Origin of the sequence: Nostoc sp. C117 (genome assembly GCF_043099735.1) — a bacterium.
In the GTDB taxonomy this organism is placed as follows: domain Bacteria; phylum Cyanobacteriota; class Cyanobacteriia; order Cyanobacteriales; family Nostocaceae; genus Nostoc.
Genome location: NZ_CP170991.1, coordinates 2,143,866 through 2,159,420 on the forward strand (window position 1 = coordinate 2,143,866; position 15,555 = coordinate 2,159,420).

At 37.7% G+C, this 15,555-nt stretch carries 13 protein-coding genes; all 13 read left to right on the forward strand.

The features are described 5' to 3' along the window. The first annotated feature begins 15 nt into the window (after positions 1-15). The 13 genes from ACFG4S_RS09895 to ACFG4S_RS09955 all read left to right on the forward strand — a co-directional run bounded on the left by ACFG4S_RS09895 (position 16) and on the right by ACFG4S_RS09955 (position 15,536). A complete protein-coding gene (locus tag ACFG4S_RS09895) occupies positions 16-1,239 on the forward strand; it encodes a glycosyltransferase family 4 protein (RefSeq protein WP_392534624.1) in 1,224 nt (407 codons plus the stop codon). A 13-nt stretch (positions 1,240-1,252) separates the two neighbouring features. Continuing rightward, positions 1,253-2,257, forward strand: coding sequence for a glycosyltransferase family 2 protein (locus ACFG4S_RS09900; RefSeq protein WP_392534625.1), 1,005 nt, complete (start codon positions 1,253-1,255; stop codon positions 2,255-2,257). 12 nt (positions 2,258-2,269) lie between these two features. After that, positions 2,270-3,274 (forward strand): glycosyltransferase family 2 protein, encoded by a 1,005-nt coding sequence (locus ACFG4S_RS09905; protein WP_392534626.1) that lies wholly within the window; start codon positions 2,270-2,272, stop codon positions 3,272-3,274. Between the two features lie 166 nt (positions 3,275-3,440). Continuing rightward, a complete protein-coding gene (locus tag ACFG4S_RS09910) occupies positions 3,441-4,688 on the forward strand; it encodes an ISL3 family transposase (RefSeq protein WP_392535950.1) in 1,248 nt (415 codons plus the stop codon). Positions 4,689-4,822: 134 nt separating this feature from the next. Beyond that, positions 4,823-5,905, forward strand: coding sequence for an acyltransferase family protein (locus ACFG4S_RS09915; RefSeq protein ID WP_392534627.1), 1,083 nt, complete (start codon positions 4,823-4,825; stop codon positions 5,903-5,905). A gap of 101 nt (positions 5,906-6,006) precedes the next feature. Next, complete coding sequence (locus tag ACFG4S_RS09920; protein WP_392534628.1) at positions 6,007-7,341, forward strand: glycosyltransferase; 1,335 nt, start codon at positions 6,007-6,009, stop codon at positions 7,339-7,341. Then, on the forward strand, positions 7,334-8,482 hold the full coding sequence (locus ACFG4S_RS09925; RefSeq protein ID WP_392534629.1) for a glycosyltransferase: 1,149 nt from the start codon (positions 7,334-7,336) through the stop codon (positions 8,480-8,482). The genes ACFG4S_RS09920 and ACFG4S_RS09925 overlap by 8 nt, the downstream gene beginning before the upstream one ends. A gap of 62 nt (positions 8,483-8,544) precedes the next feature. Next, the gene (locus ACFG4S_RS09930) at positions 8,545-9,456 is read left to right on the forward strand and encodes a glycosyltransferase family 2 protein (protein WP_392534630.1); all 912 of its coding nucleotides are present in this window, start codon (positions 8,545-8,547) and stop codon (positions 9,454-9,456) included. A gap of 92 nt (positions 9,457-9,548) precedes the next feature. Beyond that, complete coding sequence (locus tag ACFG4S_RS09935) at positions 9,549-10,724, forward strand: glycosyltransferase family 4 protein (RefSeq protein ID WP_392534631.1); 1,176 nt, start codon at positions 9,549-9,551, stop codon at positions 10,722-10,724. Beyond that, positions 10,721-11,749: a glycosyltransferase gene (locus tag ACFG4S_RS09940; RefSeq protein WP_392534632.1), complete on the forward strand. Its 1,029-nt coding sequence runs from the start codon at positions 10,721-10,723 to the stop codon at positions 11,747-11,749. Before ACFG4S_RS09935 ends, ACFG4S_RS09940 begins: the two co-directional genes overlap by 4 nt. After that, positions 11,746-12,933, forward strand: coding sequence for a glycosyltransferase family 4 protein (locus ACFG4S_RS09945; RefSeq protein ID WP_392534633.1), 1,188 nt, complete (start codon positions 11,746-11,748; stop codon positions 12,931-12,933). Before ACFG4S_RS09940 ends, ACFG4S_RS09945 begins: the two co-directional genes overlap by 4 nt. 2 nt (positions 12,934-12,935) lie before the next feature. Continuing rightward, on the forward strand, positions 12,936-14,318 hold the full coding sequence (locus ACFG4S_RS09950; protein ID WP_392534634.1) for a hypothetical protein: 1,383 nt from the start codon (positions 12,936-12,938) through the stop codon (positions 14,316-14,318). A gap of 75 nt (positions 14,319-14,393) precedes the next feature. Next, positions 14,394-15,536, forward strand: a complete 1,143-nt coding sequence (locus ACFG4S_RS09955) for a glycosyltransferase (RefSeq protein ID WP_392534635.1) — start codon at positions 14,394-14,396, stop codon at positions 15,534-15,536. Positions 15,537-15,555 lie beyond the last annotated feature (19 nt).

Here is a 15,555-nt window from a genome sequence, read left to right on the forward strand (position 1 = left end):
CTATGATTCAATATTATGAACGTCTTACATATTAATCAATCAGACATCACTGGCGGAGCAGCGATCGCTGGTTATCGACTACACCAAAGTTTACTAGCTCAGAATATTGATTCGCGCTTGCTAGTAGGACATGTTAATACTAGCAGCGATCGCGTGGCAACAGTGCCTTTGACTAAGCAGCGTCTGGAAAATCATATCTATCGTTTTACGGGACGTTTAGGGCTTAACCAGATCAATTTGCTTCGCAGCTTTGATATTCTCAAGCATAGTTTCTACAAACAATCAGATGTCCTGAACTTTCACAACATTCATACTAATTACTTTAACTACTTAGCAATTCCCTCATTAACAGCAAATAAACCAGCTGTTTTTACACTTCATGATATGTGGAGCTTTACTGGACATTGTGCATATAGTTATGATTGCGAACGCTGGAAAATTGGTTGTGGTAAATGTCCTTATCCAGATACATATCCAGCAATCGCCAGAGATAATACACGTTTAGAGTGGAAATTAAAAAACTGGGTTTATAGAAACTCTAACTTAAGCATCATCACTCCCAGCAACTGGCTAACTCAGCAAGCCAAGCAGAGTTTGCTCAAAGAGTTTCCCATTCATCACATTCCCAATGGCATTGATATACAAGCCTATCAAGTTCTCGATCCCGAACATTGCCGTTCATTGCTAGGTATACCTTTGGGTAAAAAAGTTTTGATGTTTGGCGCCCAAAGTATTAAAGATAGTCGTAAGGGTGGCGACTTGCTTTTCAAAACTCTACAAAGCTTGCCAGAATCACTTAAAGCTGAAACTGTGTTGCTAACTATCGGCAATGGTGATGAAATCATCTCAAAAGCCGTAGGGATGGTAAGCCTGAATCTTGGCTACGTCAGCAGCGATCGCCTCAAGTCTATTGCATATTCTGCGGCTGACTTGTTCATTTTTCCCACCCGTGCCGATAATTTGCCTTTAGTTCTGCAAGAAAGTATGGCTTGTGGTACTCCCCTAGTATCTTTCAAAGTTGGTGGCGTTCCTGATTTAGTACGTCCAGATATTACTGGTTACTTAGCTTTATTAGAAGATCCTCAAGATTTGTCCAATGGTATTGTACAGCTTTTAGAAGATACTGAACAGCGCAATAGTATGGGTAAAAATTGTCGAGATATTATTTTAAAAGAATATACTTTAGAATTGCAAACTCAGCGATACATTGAGCTATATCATAAAGTTTTAGAAAATTAATAAGGTCTTGAATATGTCAATTCGTCCCGTACCGCAGCTAAAAGACTTACCACCACCACCGCCGGATAAAACAGGTTGGCCTTGGACTGAGGAAAGCGATCGCCTTAGTGAAGAAATGCCTGATGGTTCTGAATGGCCTCGTATAAGTATAGTTACACCTAACTACAATTATGCTCACTTTCTAGAAGAAACTATACGTTCAATTTTGCTGCAAGGATATCCCAACCTAGAATATATTATTATCGATGGTGGCTCAAGTGATAATTCTTTAGAAATTATTGAAAAGTATCAGCAATGGCTAGACTATTATGTAAGCGAGAAAGATAGCGGACAGGCGAATGCGATTAATAAAGGACTTGCCCAGTGTACAGGTAAGATTTTTAATTGGATTAATTCAGATGATATCCTTACCCAAGGCAGCCTCAAATTAGTTGCTGAAGGAATTAAAAATTTTGATGCTTTTGCTGGTGCTGTACTTGACTTAAGTGAAACTGGTATAGTTGTCCAACAAAATCAGGGATTATCGGCATTTAATATGGTCTTACCCGATCAGAATGTCGTTTTTCATCAGCCTGGATTCTGGTTAAGAACTGACTTAATCTGTCAAATTGGTGGTTTGCCAGAAAACTTTGACTTTTGCTTTGATTGGGAGCTAGTAATTAAATATTTATATTCATTTGATCGAATCAATTATACTTCTCTGATATTAGCTCATTTTCGGATTCATCCTAATTCTAAAACTACAGTTCAAGCAGTCCAGTTTGAAATTGAAAGAGAAAAAATATTATCCCAGCTTATGCAGGATTTGCAATATGCTAAATTACATAAATATATTTCTCTAAGAAAGCGCCAAAAGTACTGGAATAAATTTATCACAAATTCTTTAGATTTCAACTCATTAAATAAGCCGCAGAGAATAAATCAATCAATCAAAATATTAATTAACTCATGTTTTGATCCCAAAATTAGATGGAGTAGATTTACATTAGGTGCTATCCGTAAAACTTTATCTGCCTAATTGCCTAAAAAGATGCATATTAATATTAGTTTAATTATTATTAATTACCAAAAAACTAATTTTTTAATTCCTTTACTCAATTATTTAGCTAAAGCTGCTAGTAACTGGGATTTATGTTTAATTGAAATTTTGGTAATTGATAATTTTTCGTCTGAGTCAGAAATTCTGAAGCAAATTGTTTCAGAAAAGAAATTGAATAATTTAGATATTAAAACAACTTTTTTATTTTTAGATAAAAATTATGGACCTAGCTATTCGAGAAATAGAGGTGTAGAAATTGCTCAAGGAGAATATATTCAATTTCTAGATGTCGATGATTGGATAGCTCCACATAAAATTCCTATTCAATATCAATTTGCGGTTGAGAATAGTTACCCTAGCTTTGTCACTTCCAAATGGTCACGAGTAACAGCAGAATCTAGTTGGGATACTAGGAAAGAAATTTCTATCCATCAACCTTACTTTAGCGAGCCAATCCCACTTTCTCTGATAAAAAATGATGGCTTTGTTCCTGTGATGGCTGGCTTAATCAAAAAAGATTCATGGCATAAATCTGGTGGATTCAGGGAAGAAATGTGGCTGGTTGAAGATGTGAGATTTCTAATTGACTTGTATCAAGTAGAATCAAGTTTTGCTGTTTGTCCGAGCGAGCAACCTCTATTTTTTTATAGAGTTGGACAAAGCCATAGCTTATCAAATTCTAGAAACTATGAATTTTGTAACGCGTGCTATTCTAATGCTGTTTATGTAGAAAACTTGCTCCAAAATAGCGATCGGATTTTGAGTGAAAGCGATCGCCAAGTATTGCTTGAAGCTTATGGAAATTTAGCCCGATTTTACTTTGAACGCGATCGCCCAAAGTTTTACGAAGTAATGGCTAGAATTCACAACTTAAATCCAAACTACCTTCCTTCTGCTCCCAAAGCTTTGCGACAGTTGACAAAATGGTTTGGATATGAGCAGGCTGAGGCGATTGCTTTAACTTACCGTCGAATTAAGCAACTTTTAAGTAAATGAATGTGGTTCTTCAGCACTTGTTATGCTAAATTGTTAGCCAAAAAGCTTAATAAATAAAAATAATCGTATCAGCTATTGAGAAAAAACTTTGACCTAATTGACTTATAAAGCATATTTGTTGTTAGCTGTAATTACAAGAGAAATATTTTTTGGTGTATTTACAGTCATGAATAGGAAACAAAATATTAAAATCCTAACAGCGCTTCTTGATTTAAAAGATGTGAAAGTTATATCTCATCGGATTCATGAGGGGATAGGAATGATTTTACAAACTGAATCAACAAAATCATACAGTAATTGTCCTCGCTGTGGTACAAAAAGCCATAGATTACATCAAAATCATCGATACGTTGTTAAAGACTTACCTTTTGGAGAAAAGCCAGTATTTTTAGAAATAAATAGGAGACAATTCAAATGTGAAAAATGTGAAAAACCGTTTAGTGAAAAGCTAGATTTTGTAAGTAAGAAAAGAACTTATACAAAACGGCTAGCAGACAAGATAATACAAGATGTTGTAGAAAATGATATTCATAGTGTAGCAAATAAAGGGATAGTGACAACAGAAGAAATAGAAAGAATGTTAAAAGATGCCTCAGAAAAATTATCTGATAACAAACCTGATTTTATAAAAAGGCTTGGAATTGATGAAATAGCTCTAGTTAAAGGCAAGGGTAATTACTGTGCAGTATTAATAGATTTAGATACATCTAAATTAATAACTTTGTTAAGTGGGCGCACACAAGAGGTAGTAAAGAAAACCCTTATAGAGTGGGGAACTGAGGTTTTAGCACGAATTGAGGAAGTGAGTATAGATTTGTGGGTAGGTTACAAAAATGTAGTAACAGAATTAATGCCCAATGCTCAAGTAGTAGCAGATAGATTTCATGTGATGACACAAATCAATAAAGAACTAGATACACAAAGAAAACAAGAGAAGCGGAATCTAGAAGAATTAGTTAAAAAAGCGCAATCATTATCAAAAAAATCTAAGTACGAAAAAGTATTGTCGGGACTAAAAAATAGTAAATACGTTTTATTGAAAAATGAGTCAGACTTAAATGAAGAGCAGATAAACAAACTTTATGAAGTGAAAAATTTATCTCCTATTCTCAAAGAAATGCATGAATTAAAAGAAAAAATTAGAAAGATTTTCAATAAGACAGATAACTGGTATCCGGGAGTTTTTAAACTCGGGATGTGGTTAGCAAAAGCTAAAAAATATTTTCCCAAGAGTAACAATACTATTATCCGTTGGTTTGATGAGATTATTGCTTACTTTGATAATGGGACAACTAGTGGTGTTGTGGAAGGCATTAATAACAAACTTAAGCTAATTAAACGTTCCGGCTATGGATTTAGAAACTTTGATAATTTCCGAGTTAGATGCTTGTTAAATTGGCATTTAAACTATTAGTTAAGCATATTATGTACTGAAGAACCATGAATGTTTATACTTTCGTCAAGTGTTTTCGAGATTAGCCATCACCTACCGCTATATTTTAGCTCGTTGAAGCCAGGTTAAATAAATAAAGCTAGATTGATAATATCATGGGATTTATACGTTTTTTACTCGCATTAAGTGTTATTGCATCTCATTCGACATCAATTTTTGGGACTACTCTACTACCAGGAAATCACGCTGTTCAACTTTTCTTTATCATTTCTGGCTTTTATATGAGTCTCATTCTTGATAAGAAATATACACATAATCAGTTTAGAACATTTATCAGTAATCGCTTTTTAAGGCTACTTCCAACCTACTTAATAGTTTTTGCCGCTTCCTGGGTGCTGTTTGCTCTGATATGGCTTTATCTTGGCAAGATGCCTGCAACAAGTTGGGCAGAACCCTTTAGTCACATGCCGATTTTAGTAAAGCTATTTACTTTATTTTCTAATAGCTCACTATTTGGGATAGATTTACTATCTCTCTTTTACATTGATACCGATGGTTCTATAGCTATTTTAAATAGCATGAATACAGGAAAAACTGATTCTGGCTTGATTTGGGGTGGAAATCTCCGATTAATGGGGCAAGCATGGTCTATTGGTGTAGAAATATGGTTTTATTTTTTAGCGCCGCTGTTGTTTAACATTAGCAATATCAAGCTTTTAATTATTATCATTTCCAGCGTGATTTTGAAATTATTATTAATATCTATTGGTAGTAATTGGAGTTACTTCTTCTTTCTTCCTCAATTATGTTTTTTTGGATTAGGTATCTTGATATATAAACAATCTATACTGAATATTAGCAATTTTGGAAAAATATCAACTTTTATTTTTTGGATATTGTTTAATTGTTTAATAATTGCATTTCCTTTCATCGATCAATCGACTTCAAATTTCATCTATCTACCTTTAGTATATATTGTTTTTACTATTCTTTTGAAACCATTATTTTTCCTGACTAGTAAAAATAGAATAGATAGATTTATTGGCAATTTATCGTATCCAATGTATGTATCACATATGCTTGTAATCCAAATACAGACATTATTGATGAAGACCAATAATGGGGTGTTAGCTGCAATATTAACTATTATATTCTCTAGTCTGATTGTCCTGTATATAGAAGAACCTGTAGATAAGTTTCGACAGTCAAGAATCAAATACAGTAATCATACCAATTGAATTCTGACGACTGACGCCAATATTGCTGTTTCGATAAAGCATGAAAAATTTGTGGCAAGTCAATTTAGAAATTACATTCTTTTGCCACCAGAGGATTGATTATGCGAGTCATTGAAGTTCCGTTCTGTTTCTATCCCGATCCCGTAGGTGGCACTGAAGTATACGTGGAAGCGTTATCTCGGTACTTGCAGCAACAGGGAGTCGAAGTTCTAATTGCTGCTCCTGGGGAAGTTAATCAATCCTACTTATATAACCAGCTAAGAGTACGCCGCTATGCGATATCCAGCAAAGTCGAAAATCTACGGCAAATATATGGAGAAGGCGATCGCCAAGCCGTTTTAGAATTTAGTCGCATCCTAGAAACAGAACAGCCAGACTTGCTGCATCTTCATGCCTTTACTAGCGGTGTTTCTCTCGGCTTAGTACAAGCTGCTAAAGAACGGAAAATCCCGGTTGTCTTTACCTACCATACTCCTACTGTGAGTTGCTTACGGGGAACACTGATGCAATGGGGGACTGACATTTGTGATGGGAAGGTAGATTTAAAAACCTGTAGTCAGTGTACGTTACAGGGGTTGGGATTGGATCGAACTAGTGCCAAAGCGATCGCTAGTTTATCACCCCAGGTAGGACGCTGGCTAGGTAACTTGAATTTACAGGGGGGAGCCTGGACTGCTTTGCGAATGACCGAATTAGTTAGTCTTCGTCATACAGTTCTACATACTCTCCTATCTGAAGTTGACCATATTGTGGCAGTATGCGATTGGGTCAAACATGTCCTACTAGTCAACCACGTTCCAGCAAAAAAAATCACCGTCATCCGCCAAGGACTGTGTCACGATCTACCCGAAAAAGCCAAATCTAGCCAGAAGTACCCTCAAGCAACCTTAAACATTGCTTTTTTAGGTCGGCTTGATCCCGCCAAAGGAATTGATATTTTGATCAAAGCCTTGGCCGCAGTTCCTCAGTTAGCAGTCTGCTTAGACATCTATGGCATTTCCCAGGCGAGTGATACCTATCTACAAGAATTACAGACTATGGCAGCCAAAGACCCCCGAATTACTTTTAAACTGCCAGTACCTCCGGAAAAAGTTATGTCAACTTTGACAAATTATGACCTATTGGCTGTGCCATCCCAATGCTTAGAGACCGGGCCAATGGTAGTTCTGGAAGCCTTTGCTGCTGGAGTTCCTGTCATTGGTTCTAACTTAGGTGGTATTGCCGAACTGGTTGAGTCCGAAGTTAACGGTATCTTAGTAGAACCTAATTCTGTGGAAGATTGGAGTCAAGCTATCAACAGATTATGCCAGGACAGGCAAGCGCTGATGCGGCTTCGCGCTGGAATTGAGTCTCCCCAAAAAATGGCAGCAGTCGCGACTCACATGCAATCCATTTATCGTTTTGCTAGTAACTGGGCACTAGGGAATAATGTTTAAAACAACGCTTACCGAACAAAAAATTCTCTACATTCAGTACACTAACCCTGGAGGTTACCCACCCTTAGAGCATAGTTCCCGGATATTGGCCGAAGAAGGTTGGCAGGTACTATTTTTAGGCACTGGAGCATTTGGTGCATCTGATTTGTGTTTTCCACCTCATCCCAACATCACTGTACAACTAATGCCCTTTTGTTCAGCAGGTTGGCAACAAAAGTTGCATTATTTACAATTTTGTTTTTGGGTGCTGATTTGGACGTTACGCTGGCAGCCTCAATGGGTATATGCGTCAGATTTGTTATCCTGCCCCATTTCTATTCTGTTGAGTTTTTTCAATACAAAGATTATCTATCACGAACATGACTCGCCTAACGCGACATCTGATAGCTTCTTCATTCGCTTTTGTTTGAAAAATAGAAAGTGGTTAGCAAAAAAAGCCAAGATATGTATTATACCCAATGAACAACGAATAGATCGCTTTAAAAAGGTGATAGGCGATCGCCAAAATATATTTTGTGTCTGGAATTGTCCAAGCAAAGAGGAAGTTTGTCAGTCTATTCAAGCTGACAATAGCAATGAATTGTGGGTTTGGTATCATGGTTCAATTGTGCCAGTCCAATTACCTCCAACAATTCTATCTGCTTTAGCAATTTTGCCCGATCGGGTAAAATTGCGCGTAGTTGGATATGAAACAGTCGGGCATCCGAATTATGTTAAACAACTACAACAAATAGCTTGTGAGATGGGAATTAGTGAACGAATTGAATATATTGGCACTTTACCTACTAGAGAAAAACTTTTAGAATCCTGTCAAAAGTGCAATATCGGTATTGCTTTATTTCCAAAAGACAGCCTTCAGCCAATGCCAGGTGCTTCTAATAAACCATTTGAATACCTAGCTTCTGGGCTACCACTCTTAGTTTCTGATTTACCCGACTGGAAACAAATGTATGTAGATACAGGTTACGGTTTAGCTTGTAACCCTGACGATCCAGAAAGTATTGCTGCTAGTTTGAAATGGTATCTGGAACATCCAGCCGAAAGGCAAAAAATGGGCGATCGCGGTAGACAGCGTATCTGGAATGAATGGAACTATGAGCAACAATTTATGCAGGTTCGCGATCAAATATGCTATTTTTGAACCAAAAATCTAATACCGTTTACTTGTCATCTACCTAGCCAAACTCTTCGATTAAAATAAAAATGACTAAAATTGCCATCTTAATTCCTACTTTTAATAATGAAGATACTCTAGGTTATACCCTTGAATCCATTCAATCACAAGAAGGATGGATCGAAAAAGTTTCTAGTGTCTATATTGCTGATGATTGTTCAACTGATGACTCTGTAGCTTTGGCAAAAAAGACTTGGAAAGGATTAATTCCATTACATATTTTCCCAGGAGAACAAAATATAGGTCAGTGGGAAAATGTTAATCATGCTATTAATCTCATCAAAGAAACTGTAGATTGGTTACTGATTTTGCATTCCGATGATATTGCCAAGCCAAATTGGCTAGAGATGATGGTATCAAGGATAGAAGCTTGTACAGAAAATGTAGGTAGTATTTGCTCAAGTTGGGACAACTTAATGTTTGATGGATCTATCCAAGAAGGAGAAGATAACCCTAATAGAGGAATTGAAGTCATTCAAGGTGATGAGAAGTCTGTCAAAAGTACCTTAATCAAAGGTTGCTGGTGGCATATATCTGGCTGTGCTATTCGGCTAAAAAGTTTTGAAGATTGTGGACAATTTAAACAGGAGTTTTTCTATCAAGCTGATTGGGAATGGCTACTAAGGTGCCTTAATTGTGGATGGTCTATAGAGTACATTCCTAGAACATTAATTTTGTATAGACAAAACCTTGCAAGTGTTTCTTCTAAATCATTTAAAAGTCATCTAGATATTAGTGAATTTACCGAAATCATACCTAATTATGTCAATCTTTTCAAAACGCCTGAGTTATTGCATCTATATTGGCAAAGAATTAAATGGATAATAATCAGAGCGATAAAATCTTTAATTACCTTAAATATCCAAAGATTTTTGTTAGCTCTCCAGGTTTTAATTTTGTTATTAATAAGTTTAAAAAATACCAAAAAAGCTTTTTCTTAATTGAAAAATAATCAACCAAGTCAAAAAGTTGTGTTGTTAATGAGCCACCTAATGATAGTATCTATAAATATAAAAAGATACTTAAAAAGTATATGCTAGCAATTATAGATACACATCCAATTCAGTATCGGACTCCTGTATATCGAACTCTCAGCAAACATTTTGATATCCCAATAACTGTGATCTATGGTTCAGATTTTAGTATTGTAGGATACAAAGATCCAGAATTTGGGGTTAGATTTGCATGGGATATTGACCTGCTATCAGGATATCCATCACAATTTCTTTCTCAAGTCAAAATGGGCGGAGCGGAGTCTTTTGAAACACTTTCATCTCAAGGATTAGCGGCAGTATTGGAAAAAATACAACCAAAAGCTTTGCTGACTACAGGATATAACCACCGCTTTTATCGAGGAGTTCTCTATGAAGCATGGAAAGCCAAGTATCCAATTATTTTTCGGGGAGAGACTACTGACCATGCCCAAAAACGGAGTTTACTCAAAACAGGAGTCAGAGACTCGATTTTATACTGGACTTACCGTCAGTTTGCCAAAGCACTCTATATTGGTCAGCACTCTAAAGCTCATTTTCAACGCTTAGGCTGTTCCGAAGAGCAACTAATTTTCTCACCATACTGCGTTAATACTAGTTTCTTTAAGTGCAGTGAAAGCGATCGCACTCAACTGCGTTACGTCACTCGCCAAAGTCTAGGTATTGCAGACAAGCAAATTGTACTGCTATTTTCTGGAAAACTGAGCAGTAGAAAAAGACCAGATCTTTTGCTGCTTGCAGTTAAACAATTACCTTTGGAAGTTCGCAATCAAATTGTAATTCTCTTTCTTGGGGACGGAGAATTGAAATCATCTTTAGAAAATTTTGCTCAGACTTCACCAGCAGTAAAAGTTCACTTACTGGGATTTCAAAACCAGACTCAGCTTAGTCGCTACTACCACACCGCTGACTTTTTAATATTGCCAAGTGATTATTCCGAGACTTGGGGTCTGGTCGTCAACGAAGCATTACATCACGGATTACCTGCAATTGTTTCTCAGGCTGTTGGCTGTGCGCCAGACCTGATTAATTCTGGTGTGACTGGAGAGATTTTTGAGACAGGCTCTTATGATAGTTTGGCTCAAGCAATTGAGCGGAGCTTATCGCTGATTGGTAGACTTGAAATTCGCCAAAAGTGCCGCCAAAAAGTAAGTGCTTATTCTGTAGAAAAGGCAGCGGAAGGCATTGCAATAGCATATAGAGAAACCATAGCATGAGACTTCTAATAGCTGGCTGTTTAAATGGAACCAATATAGGAGGTGCTTTTTTTAAGGCAGCGAAATCTCTGAATTTAAACCCTAGTTTATTTGATATTCGATCAGCTGATGCAGGATCAAAATTACTCAAGAAAATTAACTGGCATCTCAGAGGAAAATACCCGAACCAACTAGCAAAATTCAGCCAAAATATAGTAAAGGAATGTTGCATTTTTACACCTGACTTGTTTGTTTCTACTGGGATTGCTCCTGTCAATCAAAAAGCACTAGTGGAGATGAAAAAGATGGGGATCAAAAGAATTAATTTTCTCACTGATGACCCTTGGAATCGATATCACTATGCTCCTTGGTTTTTGCATGCATTGCCTCATTACGATATTGTTTTTTCTCCTCGCCGCGCTAATATTGACGATATCTTGCAAGCTGGTTGTCCCAATGTTGAATACTTGCCTTTTGGTTATGACTCTGACCTATTTTATCCCGAAGAGTTTATAAACAAAGAAGCACCGCTTGACTATACTTGTGATGTTATGTTTGCAGGTGGAGCAGATCGCGATCGCGTTGCCTATATTTCTGCTTTGATTCAGTCAGGAATCTGTGTAAATCTCTATGGAGGCTATTGGAACCGCTACCCCGAAACAAAAGCTCATACTTCTGGGATCGCAGACATTCCAACATTACGTCTGGCGATCGCAGGTGCAAAAATAGCCCTTTGCCTAGTTCGCAGAGCAAATCGAGATGGTAACTGTATGCGAACATTTGAAGTTCCCGCTGTCGGAGCTTGCATGCTTACCGAAGATACCCAAGAACATCGAGAAATTTTTGGTGAAGAAGGGCAAACAGTTTTATATTTCCAAACAATTCCCGAAATGTTGAAGAAAGTACGCTGGTTGCTCAACCACGAGGCTGAACGTCAACGCCTTGCTCATCAAGCCCACTCATTAATTTTTCACGGCAAACACACTTACAAAGACCGCCTAGAGACAATGCTTTCTTTGACAGAAAAGCTACTGTTTAAAAGATGAAACTGAAAATTGCAATTGTAGTACATGGTCGCTTTCATGCCTTTGACTTGACACGAGAGTTAATCAACCAAGGACATGATGTTACTTTATTCACAAATTATCCCAAGAAAATTGTCGAAAAATTTGGCATACCCCAAAAATCTGTTAAAACATTTTTACTACATGGTTTTTTAACTCGTATTATTTATAAACTGCATGGAGTTGTAGGTACTCCTAATTTTGAAGCTTTTTTGCATTCTGCATTTTCCCAATGGGCTGCTCGAATTCTGAATAAATCTGAGTATGACATTGTTCACGTTTTTAGTGGAGTTGCCGAAGAGATTTTTCAGGCACTTTCAGCTAAGGATGTCTTAAAAACTCTCGTGAGAGGTTCAGCACATATTCTGACCCAATCCCAACTCCTCTCAGAAGAAGAGCAGCGAGCTGGTGTATCAGTTGATCGGCCAAGTAACTGGATGATTGCTAGGGAAAAGCGAGAATATCAGCTGACTGATATAGTTTTAGTACTCTCAACTTTTGCTAAAGAATCTTTTATTCATCAAAATATTAGTCCAGACAAACTCAAAATTTTACCTTTAGGCGCTCAATTAGAAAAATTTCGACCAGTTGAGCAAGTCATTGAGGAACGATGTCAGAGAATTCTCTGGCAAAAACCGCTCAATGTCTTAATGGTTGGCACTTTTTCCTATCGAAAAGGTGCAATTGATTTTCTCAAAATAGCAGAATTAGTATCCACGAGTTTTCAATTTAAATTTGTTGGTACTGTTACTATTGAAGCTAGGGATCTTGCTAAAAAAAATATTGAAAATATTGAGTTTATTCCAAAGCAATCTCAATTTAAATTGTCCAGATTTTATGCTTGGGCAGATATTTTTATATTTACAACTATTGAAGATGGCTATGCTATGGTTTTAGCCCAAGCTCAAGCTGCTGGTCTACCGATTCTAACTACCACAAACTGCTCAGGTTCAGACATCATCATCGAAGGAAAAACGGGCTGGGTACTGCCAATTCGTAGCCCCGAAAGCTTTGTAGAACGTTTGAAGTGGTGTGATGAACATCGCCAAGAACTGGGACAAATGGTGCAAAGAGTTTATCAGGAATTTCAACCCAGAGATTGGGCAGATGTCGCAGCTGACTTTGTTAGCATTCATACAGATTTATTAAAGCAAAAGCTTGGGTGATTATGCTTACAGCCGATCCGCAGCGACAATGGTTAACTTTTTGGCTATGCATTTGGGTTGTAGTTGTAAGTTTGGTAATCCGCAGTCAGTGGAATAAGAGATTACCCAGCGTTGGTTTGCCAACGATTTATTTGCTCCAACTGTCTATTTTACACTGGTTCGGAGCGATGATTTATGCTTTTCCCTGGTATAATCCTAAAAGCCTCTACTTGATTAGTCAAAAAATTACCCTAACTACTACTGCCATAGGTTTTACCCAAAGTGTTTATGGTGTCATCGGGTTTGGAGTTGGCACTGTTATACTTGCTCCGATTGTTGAGAAAATCGTCAAACCTTCAAGGCGATTATATGTGCCGAAACAGCCTAACCTCAAATTTCCTAACAATTACATTTTATTGGGAGTATTTTTCTACTTTGTTTTAGGTCCGATTTTAGGTCGTATTCCTAGTATTAGTGTTTTGGTTAACTCAGGTTTTGTGATGTTGTCTACTGGGTTATGTTTAGCTTGCTGGAAAGCCTGGTATACGCGCGACAAACGTGCCTTGATCAAATGGTTGCTAATTAGCTGCTGTATTCCTTTTGTGACTATACTTGGTTCAGGATTCGCGGGTTTTGGGGTGATGGCAGTAGTGCCTGTGCTGATATTTGTATTCACTTTTTATCGCCCACGCTGGAAATCCATCATCTTATTATTATTATTTCTGTTATTGGGCTTATCTTTCTATACTAACTATTTTCGCGATCGCAATCTAATTCGCGCTCAAGTTTGGGGTGGAAAAGGTTTTGAGTCACGAATTGAGCAGTTGCAGCAAACAGCAAGTAACTTAGAGTTTTTTGATCCTTACAAGCAGGCACATTTAGAACTAATTGATGGTCGTTTAAATCTAAATCCTCAAGTCGGTGAAAGTGTCAGGTACATCACCAGTGGTCAGATTGATTATGCTAATGGTGAAACTTTCTTAGAGGCCGCAGTAGCAGTAATACCTCGAATTTTATGGCCAGGTAAGCCAGCTAATGGAGGTAGTGGAGATATTGTTAGCCGTTACACAGGTGTGAAGTTTTCTGAGGGAACCAGTGTAGGGGTAGGCAATGTTTTAGAGTTCTATCTAAACTTTGGGACACCAGGAGTAATTTTAGGATTTGCTGTGCTGGGAACTGTACTACGAGTTATAGATATCACAGCCGCAAAAAAATTACTTTTTGGTGATTGGGAAGGTTTTAGTTTCTGGTTTCTACCTGGACTAGCTTTAATAAGTCCTGGTGGTTCCTTAACAGAAATAGTCGGTGCTGTAGCAGGCTCAGTGGTTTTGGTTTATTTGATTAACAAGTTTTATATACAAAAAGTCAGTCGCTCAAGGGCTTTACCAACTGCTTCTTATTACTAAGACTCCTACTCCCCAACTAGATAAGGAACGCCGGAATTAGTAGTCGTCATCAACTGCCTACAGCATTATATAGCTATGCACAAACTTAAATATCACTGCCATCTTTGGTTTCCCGACCTATTCAAAGCCACAGGGGGAATTCAACGTTATTCTTCCTTCTGTTTCAAGGCATTCCAAAATCTCTATCCGAATTTTAACTACGATATTTTTATTAAGCATGATACCCATGTACCGCCAGCATCTCCTGACTTACATTTTCATGTAGGTGGTCGCTGGCCTCTATCCTTACGGACTCAGGTTTTTGCATCTCAATTGATTGGCTTTGGTGTTTGGCAACATCCCCAGTTAGTCTTCTCTAGCCATTTAAACTTTACCCCCGCTGCTCATCAACTCAAACAACTAACTGGGACTCCATACTGGACTATAGCCCACGGTATAGATGCTTGGAACATTCAAAATCCAGCTTTAAAGACTGCTTTACACCATGCCGATCGCATTTTAGCCGGTAGTCACTATACACGCGATCGCCTCCTTCGAGAACAAAACCTCGATCCAGAAAAAGTTTTAGTTCTACCCAATACCTTCGATGCCGATAATTTTCAAATTGCACCCAAGCCCGATCGGCTTCTCAAACGATATGGTTTGAAACCCGAACAACCGATTATCCTTACTGTTGCTCGCCTTTCGCAATCAGAGCAATATAAAGGCTACGATAAAATTTTGACCGCTTTACCCCAAATTCGTCAGGCTATTCCTAACGTTCATTACATTTTAGTGGGTAAGGGAGACGATAAACCCCGAATTGAAGAATTAATTGCTAAATATCAACTCCAAGATTGCGTAACGTTAACTGGCTTCGTTTCTGATGAAGAACTTAGCTCCTATTATCATCTGTGCGACCTATTTGCCATGCCAAGCAAAGCTGAAGGATTTGGTATTGTTTACCTAGAGGCGCTGGCTTGCGGTAAACCCACCCTTGGAGGTAATCAAGATGGGGCACAGGATGCACTTTGTCACGGAGAATTAGGCGCACTAGTTGACCCAGATGATGTAGAGGCGATCGCCCAAACCATAATTCAAATCCTACAGGGTATTTATCCTAATCCCCTGATGTATCAACCGCAGGCATTGAGAGATCGGGTGATTAACCGATTTGGTTTTGAACGTTTTCAAAAAACTCTTGGTGGTTACTTAGAAAAACATTTTGAGTCGGTCTAAAAATATTCCAAATTCCAGT

What these genes read in the sequence shown, in the direction of transcription:
- ACFG4S_RS09945 (WP_392534633.1), top strand. Translation starts at nt 11,746, where the DNA reads ATGAAACTGAAAATTGCAATTGTAGTACATGGTCGCTTTCATGCCTTT.
- ACFG4S_RS09895 (WP_392534624.1), top strand. Translation starts at nt 16, where the DNA reads ATGAACGTCTTACATATTAATCAATCAGACATCACTGGCGGAGCAGCG.
- ACFG4S_RS09935 (WP_392534631.1), top strand. Translation starts at nt 9,549, where the DNA reads ATGCTAGCAATTATAGATACACATCCAATTCAGTATCGGACTCCTGTA.
- ACFG4S_RS09950 (WP_392534634.1), top strand. Translation starts at nt 12,936, where the DNA reads ATGCTTACAGCCGATCCGCAGCGACAATGGTTAACTTTTTGGCTATGC.
- ACFG4S_RS09915 (WP_392534627.1), top strand. Translation starts at nt 4,823, where the DNA reads ATGGGATTTATACGTTTTTTACTCGCATTAAGTGTTATTGCATCTCAT.
- ACFG4S_RS09905 (WP_392534626.1), top strand. Translation starts at nt 2,270, where the DNA reads ATGCATATTAATATTAGTTTAATTATTATTAATTACCAAAAAACTAAT.
- ACFG4S_RS09940 (WP_392534632.1), top strand. Translation starts at nt 10,721, where the DNA reads ATGAGACTTCTAATAGCTGGCTGTTTAAATGGAACCAATATAGGAGGT.
- ACFG4S_RS09920 (WP_392534628.1), top strand. Translation starts at nt 6,007, where the DNA reads ATGCGAGTCATTGAAGTTCCGTTCTGTTTCTATCCCGATCCCGTAGGT.
- ACFG4S_RS09930 (WP_392534630.1), top strand. Translation starts at nt 8,545, where the DNA reads ATGACTAAAATTGCCATCTTAATTCCTACTTTTAATAATGAAGATACT.
- ACFG4S_RS09925 (WP_392534629.1), top strand. Translation starts at nt 7,334, where the DNA reads ATGTTTAAAACAACGCTTACCGAACAAAAAATTCTCTACATTCAGTAC.
- ACFG4S_RS09910 (WP_392535950.1), top strand. Translation starts at nt 3,441, where the DNA reads ATGAATAGGAAACAAAATATTAAAATCCTAACAGCGCTTCTTGATTTA.
- ACFG4S_RS09900 (WP_392534625.1), top strand. Translation starts at nt 1,253, where the DNA reads ATGTCAATTCGTCCCGTACCGCAGCTAAAAGACTTACCACCACCACCG.
- ACFG4S_RS09955 (WP_392534635.1), top strand. Translation starts at nt 14,394, where the DNA reads ATGCACAAACTTAAATATCACTGCCATCTTTGGTTTCCCGACCTATTC.